Origin of the sequence: Streptomyces sp. NPDC006691 (genome assembly GCF_042869955.1) — a bacterium.
GTDB lineage: Bacteria > Actinomycetota > Actinomycetes > Streptomycetales > Streptomycetaceae > Streptomyces.
The window spans coordinates 637,825-652,793 of the sequence record NZ_JBIAGW010000003.1 but is presented as its reverse complement, the minus strand read 5'-3'; the positions used below and the strand labels follow the sequence as shown (position 1 = coordinate 652,793).

Below are 14,969 nucleotides of genomic sequence, written 5' to 3'. Positions count from 1 at the left end.
GGGCAGGACGCTAGCCTGCGCACAGCGCCTCGGACAAGAGGCCGAAAGCTTGAACGGCGCGCGCGACGGCCGAACGACACGATCGCGGCCCGACCGGTGCGGAGGCAGAGATGACAGCGACCCTGGCGGATGTGGCGGCCCGGGCCCAGGTGTCCCCGGCCACCGTCTCCCGCGTTCTCAACGGCAACTACCCGGTGGCGGCGGCCACTCGGGAGCGTGTGCTGCGCGCGGTCGACGAGCTGGACTACGTCCTGAACGGGCCCGCGAGTTCGCTCGCGGCGGCCACGTCGGACCTGATCGGCATCCTCGTCAACGACATCGCCGACCCCTTCTTCGGCATCATGGCCGGGGCGGCCCAGGCGGCGATCGGCGAGGGCCGGGGGGCGCGCGAGAAGCTCTCCGTCATCTGCAACACCGGGGGCTCCCCGGAACGCGAACTCACCTATCTGACGCTGCTCCAGCGGCAGCGCGCGGCCGCCGTCATCGTGACGGGCGGGGCGCTGGAGGACCCCGCGCACCAGGCGGCCGTCGGGGCGAAGCTCGCGCGGCTCGCGGACGCGGGCACCCGCATCGTGCTGTGCGGGCGGCCGCCGCTGCCCGGCGACAGCGTCACCGCGACGCTGGCCTTCGACAACCGGGGCGGCGGCAGGCGCCTGACCGAGCACCTCATCGGCCTCGGCCACCGCAGGATCGGTTACGTCGCCGGGCCCACGGAACGCACCACGACCCGGCACCGCCTGGAGGGCCACCGGGCCGCCCTGGAGGCGGCGGGCCTCACGAGCGCGCTCGACGCGCGGGTCGTGCACGGGTCCTACGACCGCCGCTCCGGTTACGACGCGGTCCTCGAACTCCTGCGGCGGGAGCCGGAGTTGACGGCGGTGGTGGCCGCCAACGACACGGTGGCGCTGGGGGCGTGCGCGGCGCTGCGGGACCGGGGGCTATCCGTCCCCGGGGACGTCTCGGTGGCGGGGTTCGTGGATCTGCCGTTCAGTGCGGACGCGGTGCCGGCGCTGACGACGGTGCGGTTGCCGCTGTACGAGGCGGGGGCTCGGGCGGGCCGGCTCGCCCTCGGCCTCGAACCGGCTCCGCCCGGGGGGATCGCCACGGTGCACGGGGAGTTGATGGTGCGGGCGTCCACGGCGGGGCCGCGAGCCGTCTGACCGCCCGTCACAGCCAACCCCCTGGGGCTGCGCCCCGGGTCCTGGGGGTCAACCCCTTGGGGCCCGCGCCCGGTCCTGGGGGTCAACCCCGTGGGGCCCGCGCCCTGGGGGTCAACCCCCTGGGGCCCCGGGTCTGCCGCTGGGTGTCCCTTCCGGGCCGGTGGTTCGCCCCTCCCCACCCCTTCCCGCAACCCTCCGGGGGTGGGTCGGCTTCCAGGGGCTGTACCTCCAACCCCCTTTTCGGCTGCGGACCGTGGTCGCTTTTCGCGCAGTTCCCCGCGCCCCCAACCCCCTTTTCGGCCGCGGACCGTGGGGGCTGGTCGCGCAGTTCCCCGCGCCCCCAACCCCCTTTTCGGCTGCGGATCACGGTCGCTGTTCGCGCAGTTCCCCGCGCCCCTGGAAACCCGCGGTCGGCCTCGCGCCGTGGGCGCTTCTCGCGCAGTTCCCCGCGCCCCTGGCGGTACGGGTGCTGGGGCACCTACAGCCTGTCCGGCGTTTGAGGACGAGCGCCGTTCAGGCGCGAACGGGGGTGCAGGGGGCGGAGCCCCCGCCCGGGGTCTGGGGCGCAGCCCCAGGGGTCAGCTCATCCAACCCGCCGCACGGGCGGGCGGGTGGGCAAACCCCCGGGGTCTGGGGCGCAGCCCAAGGGGTCAGGATCGCGGCCCGGGGGCCAGGGCCGCGCAGCCCCGCAGGGAGGCCAGCCGGTCCGTGACGGACTTGGCCGCCGCCCCGGACTGGGGCATCGGGACACCCCGGCCGTCCACCACCGCCGGGCTGAAGCCCTGCTTCACGACCTTGCCATGGGCGATCGTCAGCGTCGCGATCCCGCTGTCGTCGGAGCGGGGGTACGGCGACGACCCGTACCAAAGCAGGTTCCCCAGGCCGTAGTTGACGTACGACCTGCCGAGCATCCCCGACCCCAGCATCACGTGCGCATGCGTACCGACCACCACCGTCGCCCCCGCCGCCGACAACTGCGCGGCGAGGGACTTCTGCTCGGGGCCGGGGCAGGACTGCCCCTCCGTGCCCCAGTGCAGATAGACCACGACGACGTCCGCCTCCGCCTTCGCCCGCCTCACCGCCGCGATCAGCTTCGTCCGGTCGAGGGCGGACGCTATGCCCGGCTTCTTCGGCCCCGCGCGGAACTTGTCGTTGGTCAGGTCCATCACCTGGCTCGCCGCGACGACGGCGAGCCGCACCCCGCGGATGTTCTTGACGTACGGCTGATACGCCTCGGCCTCGTTCGCGCCGATGCCGAGCACCGGTATGGGTGCATGGTGCACGGCGGCGAGGGTGTCGGCCAGGCCCGCGGGCCCGTAGTCGACGGCGTGGTTGTTGGCCATCGACACCGCGTCCACGCCCGACGTCTGAAGGGCCGTCAGCGCACTGGGCGGAGTGCGGAAGTGGTACAGCTTCGGCTCCGCCGCGCCGCGCGTCGTGAGGGCGGTCTCCAGGTTGACCATCGCGAAGTCGGCGGCCGCGACGGTCTTGGACATCGGGCCCAGGGCCGGGTCCGCCGGGGTCGCGTTCAGGCGGGGCGCGGTCCGCCCGGTGAAGTGGACGTCCCCGCCGAACGCGAGAGTGATCGTGCCCGGCGGAAGGTCCGGCGTGGGCCGGGCCGTCACGGCGACCGCCGTCTCGGGGCTCGCCGGGGCGGACCGCACGGCCGCGGGGGCGGCGGCGGACGGCGACCCCGAGCACGCCGTGGATGCCAGCAGGACGCCGAAGGCCAGCACGGATGCCTTCGCGGCGGTGGTGTGGCGCGAGTGAGCCCTGAGGCGGGCGGGGGCGGGCATGCGCGTCAGGGTATTCGCGCGGGTGTGCGAGACGGGGTGCGGGGTGCCCGTTCCCGGTGACGGGCCCGATCGGGCGTACGCAGGAGCATGTGCGACCGGGATGGGGGAAGTGATGCCACGACGGGGCACGATCACGAACGGAGGCGGTCATGGCAGGTTTTCTCGACCGGGCCAAGGAGCAGGCGCAGAGCGCGCTCAACCAGGGCAAGCAGAAGGTCGACGAGGTCCAGCAGCAGCGGGCCGGCAACGACCTGCTGAAGCGGCTCGGCGCGGCGTACTACGCCGAGCGGCACACGGGTGGCACACCGGCCGACACACAGCTGGCCCTCGCGGCCGTGGAGGCGCACATCGCCGCGCACGGCGACGCGTTCCTGCGCGGAACGGGCTGAGAAGCCCTACCGGTCCTCGCCGGTGCGCCGCGCCACTCAGGCCACGGCGTACCGGCCAGGAACCGTCGCGGGTGGCGGCTTCCCGCCGACGCCCGCGCTACTTCCTGTTCGTCCCGCCCAGGATCTGGCCCAGGATGTCCCCGAGGCCGCCCGCGTTCGCCCCGGCGGCCGGGCCCGCCGCGCCCGGGCCGGCACCCGGCCCGGCACCGGGGGCCGCGCCCGAAGCCGAGGGCCTCGATGCCGCCCGCTTCGTCAGTACGGCCAGCGCCACCGGGAGCAGGACTTCCAGTGCCTTCGCCACCGTGGCCGGCGGCAGGCCCGTCTTCTTGGCCACCGCGTTCGCCACCGGACGGGCCACCTTCGCCAGGACGCCGGCCGCGAGACCACCGCTCAGCATGCCGCCGAGGCCGCCGCCCAGCGTGGCCACGCCCTGCAAGGGGGTCTCCTCCGGCGGGGCTTCCGCGACCGCCTGGCGGACCTCCTCCCGGGTGTCCGGGGGCAGTCCGCCCGACAGCGCGGACATCGTCGTACCGACCACGTCCTGCGCGCCCGCCGCGTCCGTGCCGAGCAGCCCGGCGATCTGCTGGAGTCCGTCGTCGCCCAGCTCATCCATGACGTCCTGGTGGAAGGACTGCTGCGAGGGGGCGCCATCAGGAGTGGGGGAGGGATTGTCGCTCATGCCGCAAACGCTACGTTCGCCCCGCTTCGTCGGCACGTTGAGCGGGGCGGTGAGCGTACGCGGGGCTTCCGGAAAAATTACCGCCCGCAGTCGTACAACCCTTCCGGGGTGACGGCGGTCTTAAGGGCGTCGGTGCTTCAGGGGAGGGATCCGGGGGGATTTCGGGAAGCGCTGACGGGGAGGGAAATCGAGGGGCCCGGTCGACGGACCGGGCCCCCTTGAATTGGCCCCCGGCTCGAACCGTTTCCCGTGACCGCCCCTCTCGCCCTCCGACTCCCTTGCGCCGCAACCGTGTTGTCCGGGCTGTCAGTGCGGGACGGTAGCGTCGGGGCATGTCCAGTCTCACGGGTGCGGCGGTGGTGGAGGGGGTCCTTGAGCGGATCACGTACGCCAATGAGGAGAGCGGCTACACCGTCGCGCGGGTCGACACCGGCCGGGGCAGCAACGATCTGCTCACCGTGGTCGGCTCGCTGCTCGGCGCGCAGCCGGGGGAGTCGCTGCGGATGGAGGGGCGTTGGGGCTCCCACCCCCAGTACGGCAAGCAGTTCACCGTCGAGAACTACACGACGGTCCTGCCCGCCACCATCCAGGGCATCCGGCGCTACCTCGGCTCCGGCCTGATCAAGGGCATCGGCCCGGTCTTCGCCGATCGCATCACCCAGCACTTCGGCGCCGACACCCTCGACATCATCGAGCAGGAGCCGGGGCGACTGATCGAGGTCCCGGGGCTGGGCCCCAAGCGGACCAAGAAGATCGCCGCCGCCTGGGAGGAGCAGAAGGCCATCAAGGAGGTCATGGTCTTCCTCCAGGGGGTCGGGGTCTCCACCTCCATCGCCGTGCGCATCTACAAGAAGTACGAGGACGCCTCGATCTCGGTCGTGAAGAACCAGCCCTACCGGCTGGCCGCCGACGTCTGGGGCATCGGGTTCCTCACCGCCGACAAGATCGCCCAGGCCGTCGGCATCCCGCACGACAGCCCGGAGCGCGTGAAGGCGGGCCTGCAGTACGCGCTGTCCCAGTCCACCGACCAGGGGCACTGCTTCCTGCCCGAGGAGCGCCTGATCGCGGACGCGGTGAAGCTGCTCCAGGTCGACACCGGGCTCGTCATCGAGTGTCTGGCCGAGCTCATCGCCGAGGAGGGGGCCGTGCGCGAGAAGGTGCCGGGGCCCGACGGGGGCGAGCCCGTCGCCGCCGTCTACCTCGTGCCGTTCCACCGCGCCGAGCTCTCGCTCGCCGCCCAGGTCGGCCGCCTGCTGCGGACCGGCGAGGACCGGATGCCGTCCTTCGCCGGGGTCGACTGGGACAAGGCGCTCGGCTGGCTGGCCACCCGCACCGGCGCGGAGCTCGCCCCCGAGCAGCAGGAGGCCGTGAAGCTGGCCCTGACCAGCAAGGTCGCCGTGCTCACCGGCGGCCCGGGCTGCGGCAAGTCCTTCACCGTCCGCTCGGTGGTGGAGCTGGCCCGCGCCAAGAGGGCCAAGGTCGTGCTCGCCGCGCCGACCGGGCGGGCCGCCAAACGACTGGCCGAGCTGACCGGCGCCGAGGCCTCCACCGTGCACCGCCTGCTCGAACTGAAGCCGGGAGGGGACGCGGCGTACGACAAGGACCGGCCGCTGGACGCGGACCTGGTCGTGGTCGACGAGGCCTCCATGCTCGATCTGCTCCTCGCCAACAAGCTGGTCAAGGCGGTGGCCCCCGGTGCCCACCTGCTGATGGTGGGCGATGTCGACCAGCTGCCCTCGGTCGGCGCCGGCGAGGTGCTGCGCGATCTGCTCGCCGAGGGCGGCCCCGTCCCCAGCGTGCGGCTGACGCGGATCTTCCGGCAGGCCCAGCAGTCCGGCGTCGTGACCAACGCCCACCGCATCAACTCCGGTTCCCAGCCGCTCACTTCGGGCCTGGACGACTTCTTCCTCTTCGTCGAGGACGAGACGGAGGACGCCGGGCGCCTCACCGTCGACGTGGCGGCCCGTCGCATCCCGGCGAAGTTCGGGCTCGACCCGCGCCGCGACATCCAGGTCCTCGCCCCCATGCACCGGGGCCCGGCCGGCGCCGGCGCCCTCAACGGCCTGCTCCAGCAGGCGATCACGCCGGCCCGGCCCGACCTGCCGGAGAAAAGGTTCGGTGGAAGGGTGTTCCGCGTCGGCGACAAGGTCACCCAGATTCGCAACAATTACGAGAAGGGCAAGAACGGCGTCTTCAACGGCACCGTCGGGGTGGTCACCGCGCTCAACCTCGACGACCAGCGCCTGACGGTCCTGACGGACGAGGACGAGGAGGTGCCGTACGAGTTCGACGAACTGGACGAGCTGTCCCACGCCTACGCCGTGACGATCCACCGCTCCCAGGGCAGCGAATACCCGGCCGTCGTCATCCCGGTCACCACCAGCGCCTGGATGATGCTCCAGCGCAATCTGCTCTACACGGCGGTGACCCGGGCCAAGAAGCTCGTCGTCCTGGTGGGGTCCCGCAAGGCGATCGGCCAGGCGGTCCGTACCGTTTCCGCAGGCAGGCGCTTTACCGCACTCGCTCACCGGCTGGCAGGGGGCACTTTGGTGTGAAACCTCACCCCGGACTTTCCTAACCGGGGCGAACGGGGCAGGATGAGCAGGTTGACGGCACTGAGTGCCGTGAATAAGCCCAATGGGCGACCCCGAGTGCACTCTGCTGAGCCAAATGGGGGATGGTAGAGACAGTCAGGGCACCTCGAAGAAGAGGCACTACGTCGGTGAGGGATGACGTGAGCGAGAACGCGAACAACGCTGTAGTACTGCGGTTCGGCGATGGCGAGTACACCTACCCGGTGATCGACAGCACCGTCGGCGACAAGGGCTTCGACATCGGGAAGCTCCGAGCCCAGACCGGACTGGTCACCCTCGACAGCGGATACGGCAATACCGCCGCCTATAAATCCGCCATTACCTACCTGGACGGCGAGCAGGGCATCCTGCGCTACCGCGGGTACCCGATCGAGCAGCTGGCGGAGCGCTCGACCTTCGTCGAGGTCGCGTACCTGCTGATCAACGGCGAGCTTCCGACCGTGGACGAGCTCGCCAGCTTCAAGACCGAGATCACCGGGCACACGCTGCTCCACGAGGACGTGAAGCGGTTCTTCGACGGCTTCCCGCGGGACGCCCACCCGATGGCGATGCTGTCGTCCGTGGTTTCCGCGCTGTCCACGTTCTACCAGGACAGCCACAACCCGTTCGACGAGAAGCAGCGCCACCTGTCCACGATCCGGCTGCTCGCCAAGCTGCCCACGATCGCGGCGTACGCGTACAAGAAGTCGATCGGCCACCCGTTCGTCTACCCGCGCAACGACCTCGGCTACGTCGAGAACTTCCTGCGGATGACGTTCTCCGTGCCGGCCCAGGAGTACGAGCTGGACCCGGTCGTCGTCTCGGCGCTGGACAAGCTGCTCATCCTGCACGCGGACCACGAGCAGAACTGTTCGACCTCCACCGTGCGCCTGGTCGGCTCCTCGCAGGCGAACATGTTCGCCTCGATCTCCGCCGGCATCAGCGCCCTGTGGGGCCCCCTGCACGGTGGCGCCAACCAGTCGGTCCTGGAGATGCTGGAAGGCATCCAGGCCAACGGCGGCGACGTGGACTCCTTCATCCGCAAGGTGAAGAACAAGGAGGACGGCGTCCGCCTGATGGGCTTCGGCCACCGGGTGTACAAGTCGTTCGACCCGCGCGCGAAGATCATCAAGGCCGCCGCGCACGATGTCCTCTCGGCCCTCGGCAAGTCCGACGAGCTGCTCGACATCGCGCTGAAGCTGGAAGAGCACGCGCTGAGCGACGACTACTTCGTCTCGCGCAACCTGTACCCGAACGTGGACTTCTACACGGGTCTGATCTACCGCGCCATGGGCTTCCCGACCGAGATGTTCACGGTCCTGTTCGCCCTCGGCCGCCTGCCGGGCTGGATCGCCCAGTGGCACGAGATGATCAAGGAGCCCGGCTCCCGCATCGGCCGCCCGCGGCAGATCTACACGGGCGAGGTCCTGCGCGACTTCGTGCCGGTCGAGGGTCGCTGACCCGAGGTCTTCGGAAAGCGTCCGTAAGTCGGAAAGCGCCCCGCTGCCAATCCCCCCACGGGTTGGCAGTCGGGGCGCTTCCCTGTTTCCCGGTGCGGATTCCCCCCACGGGATCCGGCCGGGGGTCTAGGCGGTCTGCCGGGGTACGTACCTGTCGGGTGGGCCGCTCAAAGCTCCCGACGTACGTGCCCCGGCCAACGCGTTGCCTGGAACGTCCCCCAAGACATTCCATGGACGTCCCCCAAGACATCCGCGGCATCGCACACTTAGACTCCCGACCCCTCCCGATGGTTACCTCAAAACCTCTGTGATCTAGATCTCTTTGTGGAGGTCAGGTGAAGGAACGCAACCGTAGGCTGTTGGTTACCACGAACACGGATGAGAACGCCATAGCCGCGCCCGCGATCATCGGATTCAGCAGGCCCGCGGCGGCCAGCGGCACCGCGGCCATGTTGTAGCCGAATGCCCAGAAAAGGTTGCCTTTGATGGTGGCCAGGGTGCGCCGGGACAAACGGATCGCATCCGCGGCAACCCGCAGGTCACCGCGTACGAGCGTGAGATCGGCCGCCTCGATCGCGGCATCGGTGCCGGTCCCCATGGCAAGACCCAGATCGGCGATGGCGAGGGCGGCCGCGTCGTTGACGCCGTCGCCGACCATCGCGACCGTACGGCCCTGTCCCCGAAGGCGCTCGACGACCGCGGCCTTGTCCTCGGGCAGAACCTCCGCGTACACGTCGTCGGCCGCGATGCCGACCTCCGCGGCGACGCGGAGGGCGGCATCGCGGTGGTCGCCGGTGAGCAGTACGGGGGTCAGCCCGAGCGCGCGCAGCCGGACGACGGCCTCGGCGCTGGTCTCCTTCACGGTGTCCGACACGGCGAGGACGCCCCGGGCCACCCCGTCCCAGGCGACGGTGACGGCCGTACGTCCCCGGGCCTCGGCGGCGCTCCGGGCCTCGGCGAGCCCGGGCGGCAGCTCCAGGTCGCGGTCCCGGCCCACGTACACCCGGTAGCCCTCGACGACCCCCGCCACGCCCCGGCCCGGCAGCGCGCGGAAGTCCTCGGCGTCGGGCAGGGCGCCGGCCCGGTCCTCGGCGCCGGACGCGATCGCGCGGGCGACGGGGTGCTCCGAGGCGTGTTCCAAGGCCCCGGCCAGGCGCAGGAGTTGCTTCTCCTCGATGTCGTCGGCGGTGTGGACCTCGGCCAGGCTCATGCGGCCCGTGGTGACCGTGCCCGTCTTGTCCAGGACGACGGTGTCGACGCGGCGGGTCGATTCGAGTACCTCCGGGCCCTTGATCAGGATGCCGAGCTGGGCGCCGCGTCCGGTGCCGACCATCAGGGCCGTCGGAGTGGCCAGGCCGAGCGCGCACGGGCAGGCGATGATCAGTACGGCGACGGCCGCGGTGAAGGCGGCGGTGACGTCGCCGGTGGCGAGCAGCCAGCCGGCCAGGGTGGCCGCCGCGATCAGGAACACGACGGGCACGAAGACGCCCGCGATGCGGTCCGCGAGGCGCTGCGCCTGGGCCTTGCCGTTCTGGGCGTCCTCCACCAGGCGCCCCATGCGGGCGAGTTGGGTGTCCGCGCCGATCCGGGTCGCCTCGACGATCAGGCGACCGCCGGCGTTCACCGTGGCGCCGGTGACGGGGTCGCCCACGCCCACGTCCACCGGTACGGACTCTCCGGTGAGCATCGAGGCGTCGACGGCGGAGGTGCCCTGGACGACGGTGCCGTCCGTGGCGATCGTCTCGCCGGGGCGTACGACGAAATGGTCTCCGGTACGCAACTGGCCCACCGGGACGCGCAGTTCGGCCCCGTCGCGCAGTACGGCGACGTCCTTGGCGCCCAGTTCCATCAGGGCGCGCAGGGCGGCCCCGGACTTCCGCTTGGCGCTGGCCTCCAGGTAACGGCCGAGCAGGATGAACGTGACGACTCCGGCGGCCACTTCGAGGTAGATGGTCCCCGCGCCGTCCCCGCGCCCGGTGCCGAAGTCGAACCCGTGCCGCATGCCGGGCAGGCCGGCGGTGCCGAAGAACAGCGCCCACAGCGACCAGCCGAACGCGGCGAGGGTGCCGGTGGAGACGAGGGTGTCCATCGTGGCGGCGCCGTGCCGCAGATTCGTCCACGCGGCGCGGTGGAAGGGGAGGCCGCCCCAGATGACGGCGGGGGCGGCGAGGGTGAGGGAGAGCCACTGCCAGTTGTCGAACTGGAGCGGGGGGATCATCGCCAGCGCGACGACGGGCGCGGAGAGGAGGGCCGTGATCCTCAGCCGCGTCCTCAGGGTGGCGGGCCCCCCTGCCTCCCCCTGCGGGGTCCTCCCTGCCTCTGCCCGCGGGGTGGGGCGGCTGTGCGGGGTGCGCTGCTCCTGCGGGGTGCTGTTCGGCGTCGGCGTCTGCGTCTGCGGGGCGGTGGCTGCCGGGGCTCCGCCCCGGACCCCGTTCGCGCCTGAAGGGCGCTCGTCCTCAAACGCCGGGCGGGCTGATGCGGCTTGCGCGGCGGTCGTGGGGCTTCGGTCCGGGGTGCGGTCCTCGGACGCCGGGCGGGCTGGGGTGGGCTGCTGCTCGGCTGGGCGGGGCTCGGCCGTGTAGCCCGTTTTCACCACCGTGGCGATCACGTCGTCGACCCCCACCCCCTCGCCGAAGGCAACCCGCGCCCTCTCCGTCGCGTAGTTGACCGTCGCCGTCACCCCCGGCATCCGGTTCAGCTTCTTCTCGATGCGGGACGCGCACGCCGCGCAGGTCATCCCGCCGATGGTGAGTTCGACGCGCCGGGCGGGGTCGGGGGTTTGCACGGGGGGCTCCAGAAAGCGGGCCGGGCCGCACGGCGCCGGCGGGTAGCCGGGCGGGTGCGGCCCGAGGGGCGAGCGAGGGGACGCGCTCCGGTCAGGCGAGGCCGACCAGTTCGTAGCCCGCCTCGTCGACGGCCGCGCGGACCGCCTCCTCGTCGAGCGGGGCGGCCGAGATCACGGTGACCTCACCGGTGGCGGCGACGGCCTTGACCGAGCCGACGCCCTCGATCTCGGAGATCTCGCCGGACACCGCGCCCTCGCAGTGCCCGCAGCTCATGCCGGAGACCTTGTAGACGGTGGTGACGGCGCCCACCTGGACGTCGGCGGCCCCGCCGTCGTGGCAGCCACCGGCGGGCGAGCAGCAGGAACCGGTCGCGGCGACGGTGGTCTCGGTCTCGGCGGTCATGGCGTTCTCCTCTTCACGGGCGTACGGATCCATGGTGCATGAGGGGGCCAAGGGGAGGCCGGGCCACCCTCACGAGCCCCAGGTTATACCCCTAGGGGGTATAACGCGACCACCGTGGTCGCGGCCGGGGGCGTTTCGTGGTGATAACGACGCGATCGCCGCCCCCGGTGCGCCCCCTCTCAATCGCGGCGGCCCCGGTTGCCCGGGCGGCGGGCGACCCAGGCGCGGATCGTGTCCGCGAACCAGTAGGGCTTGCCGTTCTCCACGAGGTCCGGGGCCGGAAGGAGTCCGTGTTTGCGATAGGAGCGCACGGTGTCGGGCTGCACCCGGATGTGCGCGGCGATTTCCTTGTAGGACCAGAGCCTTCGGTCGGTCATGTAAGGCACCTCCCTGCGTGCGTCGCAGCGGCGGCCGGACGGTCGTCGGGGGAGCTGCGGCGCCAACGCTTGGCGATCACTCAGCCTGTGCCCGTTGAACGACAGAGAGTGAGGTCTGGGGGGCTCCTGTCGACCGCCTGTGACGCAAGACCCGCGTAATCGAGACATGCGTGACGGGAGGGAGATCCTTGTGACGTGCGTGACGAAAAGGGCGGTTGGTGCAAACGGGTGAACGCCCCCTCCGCCCGGCGGGGCCGAGGGGGCGTCCAGGAGTGCGTCACGCTCCGCAGGAGCGCAGGAAGGCCCGGGTGCGCTCGGCGATGGGCAGCGGCTTGTCGGGGTCGCACGGGTACATGTCCTGCTCGACGATCGCGAAGAGGTCGACGTCCAGATCCTGGGCCGCGGCCAGTACCGGTTCGAGCGCCGGCACGCCGCGCGGCGGCTCGCACATCACGCCCCGGGCGACGGCGGGCCCGAACGGGGTCCCCTCGGCGCGGACTTGGGCCAGCACCTCCGGGTCCACCTGCTTGAGGTGGAGGTAACCGATCCGCTCCCCGTACGTCTCGATCAGCTTGACGCTGTCGCCACCGCAGTACGCGTAGTGCCCGGTGTCCAGGCACAGCGAGACCAGGTCGGAGTCCGTGGCGTGCAGGAAGCGGGCCACGTTCTCCTCGCTGTCGATGTGGGTGTCGGCGTGCGGGTGCACGACCACGCGCAGGCCGTAGCGGTCCCGCACCTCGCGGGCCAGGCGCTCGGTCTGACCGGCGAGATCGCGCCACTGCGCGGCGGTCAGGGTGCTGCTCTCCAGGACCTCGCCGCTCTTGTCGTCGCGCCAGAAGGACGGGATGACGACGAGGTGGCGGGCGCCGGTGGCCCGGGTGAGGGCGGCCACGTCCGCGACGTGCGCCCAGGTCCGCTCCCACACCGCCGGGCCGTGGTGCAGGCCCGTGAAGACGGTCCCGGCCGAGACCCGCAGGTCCCGTGCGGCGGTCTCCTCGGCGAGGCGCGCCGGGTCGGTGGGCAGATAGCCGTACGGTCCGAGTTCGATCCACCGGTAGCCCGCGCTCGCGACCTCGTCGAGGAAGCGCCGCCAGGGGACTTGGCGAGGGTCGTCGGGGAACCAGACGCCCCAGGAGTCGGGGGCCGAACCGATCCGGATGCGGGTCTTCGCCGTCGTCATGGAGCCAGCCTTCCGGGGGTCCGGGAGGGGTGTCAAGGCAACGTCCGAATGTAAGGACAAAAGATTGACAGGGGTGGGAGCGGACGGCTAGACCTGGGTTCACCGGCAGTCCGGCAGTCCGGCAGTCCGGCAGCGGTCCGGCGGTCCGGCGGTCCGGCGGTCCGGTGATCAGCGACCCGGCTGTCCGGCTGTCCGGCCGGCGATCCGAGGGGATGTGCATGGACGAGGTTCCGTACGACCTGATCACGATGGGCCGGATCGGGGTCGACCTCTATCCGTTGCAGAGCGGGGTGTCGCTCGCGGAGGTCAGCTCGTTCGGGAAGTTCCTCGGCGGCTCGCCCGCCAACGTGGCCGTCGCCGCGGCCCGGCTCGGCCGTCGCGTCGCGGCCGTCACGCGTACCGGGCGCGACCCGTTCGGGGAGTATCTCCGGGCGGAGCTGGGCCGGTTCGGGGTGGACGCGCGCTGGGTCACCCCCGTGGACGGGCTGCCCACGCCGGTCACCTTCTGCGAGGTGTTCCCGCCGGACCACTTCCCGCTGTACTTCTACCGGCAGCCCAAGGCGCCCGATCTGGAGCTGCGCGAAGAGGAGGTGGACCTCGCCGCGATCCGGGCGGCCCGGATCTTCTGGGTCACCGGAACGGGGCTGTGCGCGCAGCCGAGCCGGGCGACGACGCTGGCCGCGCTGCGGGTGCGGGGCGCGCTGCGGGTGCGGGGCGCGCTGCGGGTGCGGGGCGCTGATTCCGCTCCGGCCGGCTCTGGTTCCTTCACCTTCTTCGACCTCGACTGGCGGCCGATGTTCTGGGCGGATCCCGCCGAAGCGCGGGCCCACTACCGCGAGGCCCTGGCCCATGCCACCGTCGCCGTCGGGAACATCGACGAGTGCGAGGTCGCCACGGGGGAGCGTGAACCCCGCGCCGCCGCAGCTGCGTTGCTGAGGGCCGGGGTGGAGCTCGCCGTCGTCAAGCAGGGCCCCGACGGGGTGCTCGCCGTGCACCGGGACGGGGCCGTCGCCGAGGTGGCGCCGGTGCCGGTCGAGGTGGTCAACGGGCTCGGCGCGGGGGACGCCTTCGGCGGGGCGCTCTGCCACGGGCTGCTCGCCGGATGGGAGCTCGAACGCGTCATGCGGTACGCCAACGCCGCCGGGGCCATCGTCGCGTCCCGGCTCGCCTGTTCCGCCGCCATGCCCTTCCCCGCCGAGGTCGAGCGCGTCCTGGAAGGGGGCCGGGTGTGAGCGCCGCCCTCGGGCCCGGCGGGCTCGCCCGGATCCGGGCCCGCCACCCCGAGGCCGTCGCCGAGGCCGCCGCCCGCCGGGTGCGCAGACCGCTGCTCCGGGGTGACGGCGGGCGGCTGATGGTGATCGCCGCCGACCATCCGGCCCGGGGCGCGCTCGGCGTCGGCGGCGACGGGCTGGCCATGGCCGACCGGGGCGAGCTGCTCGACCGGCTCCGTCTCGCCCTGTCGCGGCCCGGTGTCGACGGCGTGCTCGCCGGCGCCGACGTCCTGGAGGACCTGCTGCTGCTCGGCGCCCTCGACGACAAGGTCGTCATCGGCTCCATGAACCGCGGCGGCCTCGCCGGCGCCGCCTTCGAACTCGACGACCGCTTCACCGGCCACCGCGCCCAGGACCTGGAGCGGCTCGGCTTCGACGCGGGCAAACTGCTGCTGCGGATCGACTACCAGGACCCGGGCTCGCTCGACACCCTGCACGCCGCAGCCCGCGCCGTCGACGCGATGGCCGAGCGTCAACTCTCTTTGTTCGTAGAGCCGTTCATCTGCCATCGGCGCGACGGCACGGTGTCGCACGACCTCTCGGCCGAAGCCGTCACCCGGTCCATCGCCATCGCCTCCGGCCTCGGCGGCACCTCCGCCTACACCTGGCTGAAGGTGCCCGTGACCGAGAACCCGGACGACATGGCCAAGGTCATGGCCACCAGTACGCTGCCCGCGGTGCTGCTCGGCGGCGACATGGGGGACGACCGGGACGCCACCTTCGAGAAGTGGCGCGGGGCCCTGCAACTGCCCACCGTTCAGGGCCTGGTCGCAGGGCGCTCGCTGCTCTATCCGGCCGACGGCGATGTGGCGGCGGCCGTCGACACCGCCGTCGGGCTGCTGTAGGCCGGACCGTTGCGGAGGGTGGCAAGGATGGAAAGGGCAGACAGGGCAGAC

The 14,969-nt window shown here is 72.0% G+C and carries 12 protein-coding genes; 6 read left to right on the top strand and 6 right to left on the bottom strand.

The genetic code is table 11. The features are described from left to right. Positions 1-110 precede the first annotated feature (110 nt). Positions 111-1,160 (top strand): LacI family DNA-binding transcriptional regulator, encoded by a 1,050-nt coding sequence (locus ACFYNP_RS09660; protein WP_388420344.1) that lies wholly within the window; start codon positions 111-113, stop codon positions 1,158-1,160. 650 nt (positions 1,161-1,810) lie between these two features. Here ACFYNP_RS09660 and ACFYNP_RS09655 read toward each other — a convergent pair. Continuing rightward, positions 1,811-2,956 carry a CapA family protein gene (locus tag ACFYNP_RS09655; RefSeq protein WP_388784145.1) on the bottom strand — a complete coding sequence of 382 codons (1,146 nt, stop codon included), beginning with the start codon at positions 2,954-2,956 and terminating at the stop codon, positions 1,811-1,813. Positions 2,957-3,105: 149 nt separating this feature from the next. On the opposite strand from ACFYNP_RS09655, the gene ACFYNP_RS09650 reads away from it, so the two are divergent. Further along, entirely contained in the window at positions 3,106-3,345 is a 240-nt protein-coding gene (locus tag ACFYNP_RS09650) for a hypothetical protein (protein ID WP_161253636.1), read from the top strand. A gap of 97 nt (positions 3,346-3,442) precedes the next feature. On the opposite strand, the gene ACFYNP_RS09645 is transcribed toward ACFYNP_RS09650, so the two are convergent. Next, positions 3,443-4,024 (bottom strand): DUF937 domain-containing protein, encoded by a 582-nt coding sequence (locus ACFYNP_RS09645; RefSeq protein ID WP_388784142.1) that lies wholly within the window; start codon positions 4,022-4,024, stop codon positions 3,443-3,445. Between the two features lie 332 nt (positions 4,025-4,356). On the opposite strand from ACFYNP_RS09645, the gene ACFYNP_RS09640 reads away from it, so the two are divergent. After that, positions 4,357-6,579 carry an ATP-dependent RecD-like DNA helicase gene (locus tag ACFYNP_RS09640; protein ID WP_388784139.1) on the top strand — a complete coding sequence of 741 codons (2,223 nt, stop codon included), beginning with the start codon at positions 4,357-4,359 and terminating at the stop codon, positions 6,577-6,579. A 179-nt stretch (positions 6,580-6,758) separates the two neighbouring features. Then, positions 6,759-8,057: a citrate synthase gene (locus ACFYNP_RS09635; protein WP_388407183.1), complete on the top strand. Its 1,299-nt coding sequence runs from the start codon at positions 6,759-6,761 to the stop codon at positions 8,055-8,057. Between the two features lie 331 nt (positions 8,058-8,388). Here the strand turns inward: ACFYNP_RS09635 and ACFYNP_RS09630 are convergent, their stop codons facing one another. The 4 genes from ACFYNP_RS09630 to ACFYNP_RS09615 all read right to left on the bottom strand — a co-directional run bounded on the left by ACFYNP_RS09630 (position 8,389) and on the right by ACFYNP_RS09615 (position 12,802). Further along, positions 8,389-10,794, bottom strand: a complete 2,406-nt coding sequence (locus ACFYNP_RS09630) for a heavy metal translocating P-type ATPase (RefSeq protein WP_388784316.1) — start codon at positions 10,792-10,794, stop codon at positions 8,389-8,391. Positions 10,795-10,933: 139 nt separating this feature from the next. Further along, a complete protein-coding gene (locus ACFYNP_RS09625) occupies positions 10,934-11,245 on the bottom strand; it encodes a heavy-metal-associated domain-containing protein (protein ID WP_388407185.1) in 312 nt (103 codons plus the stop codon). Between the two features lie 179 nt (positions 11,246-11,424). Beyond that, a complete protein-coding gene (locus ACFYNP_RS09620) occupies positions 11,425-11,622 on the bottom strand; it encodes an AlpA family transcriptional regulator (protein ID WP_100578458.1) in 198 nt (65 codons plus the stop codon). A gap of 277 nt (positions 11,623-11,899) precedes the next feature. Then, on the bottom strand, positions 11,900-12,802 hold the full coding sequence (locus tag ACFYNP_RS09615; RefSeq protein ID WP_388407187.1) for a sugar phosphate isomerase/epimerase family protein: 903 nt from the start codon (positions 12,800-12,802) through the stop codon (positions 11,900-11,902). Positions 12,803-13,020: 218 nt separating this feature from the next. Between ACFYNP_RS09615 and iolC the strand changes: the two genes are divergently transcribed. Both iolC and ACFYNP_RS09605 read left to right on the top strand, forming a co-directional pair. Continuing rightward, a complete protein-coding gene (gene iolC / locus ACFYNP_RS09610; RefSeq protein ID WP_388784136.1) occupies positions 13,021-14,034 on the top strand; it encodes a 5-dehydro-2-deoxygluconokinase in 1,014 nt (337 codons plus the stop codon). After that, positions 14,031-14,918 (top strand): deoxyribose-phosphate aldolase, encoded by an 888-nt coding sequence (locus ACFYNP_RS09605; protein WP_388784133.1) that lies wholly within the window; start codon positions 14,031-14,033, stop codon positions 14,916-14,918. The genes iolC and ACFYNP_RS09605 overlap by 4 nt, the downstream gene beginning before the upstream one ends. Positions 14,919-14,969 lie beyond the last annotated feature (51 nt).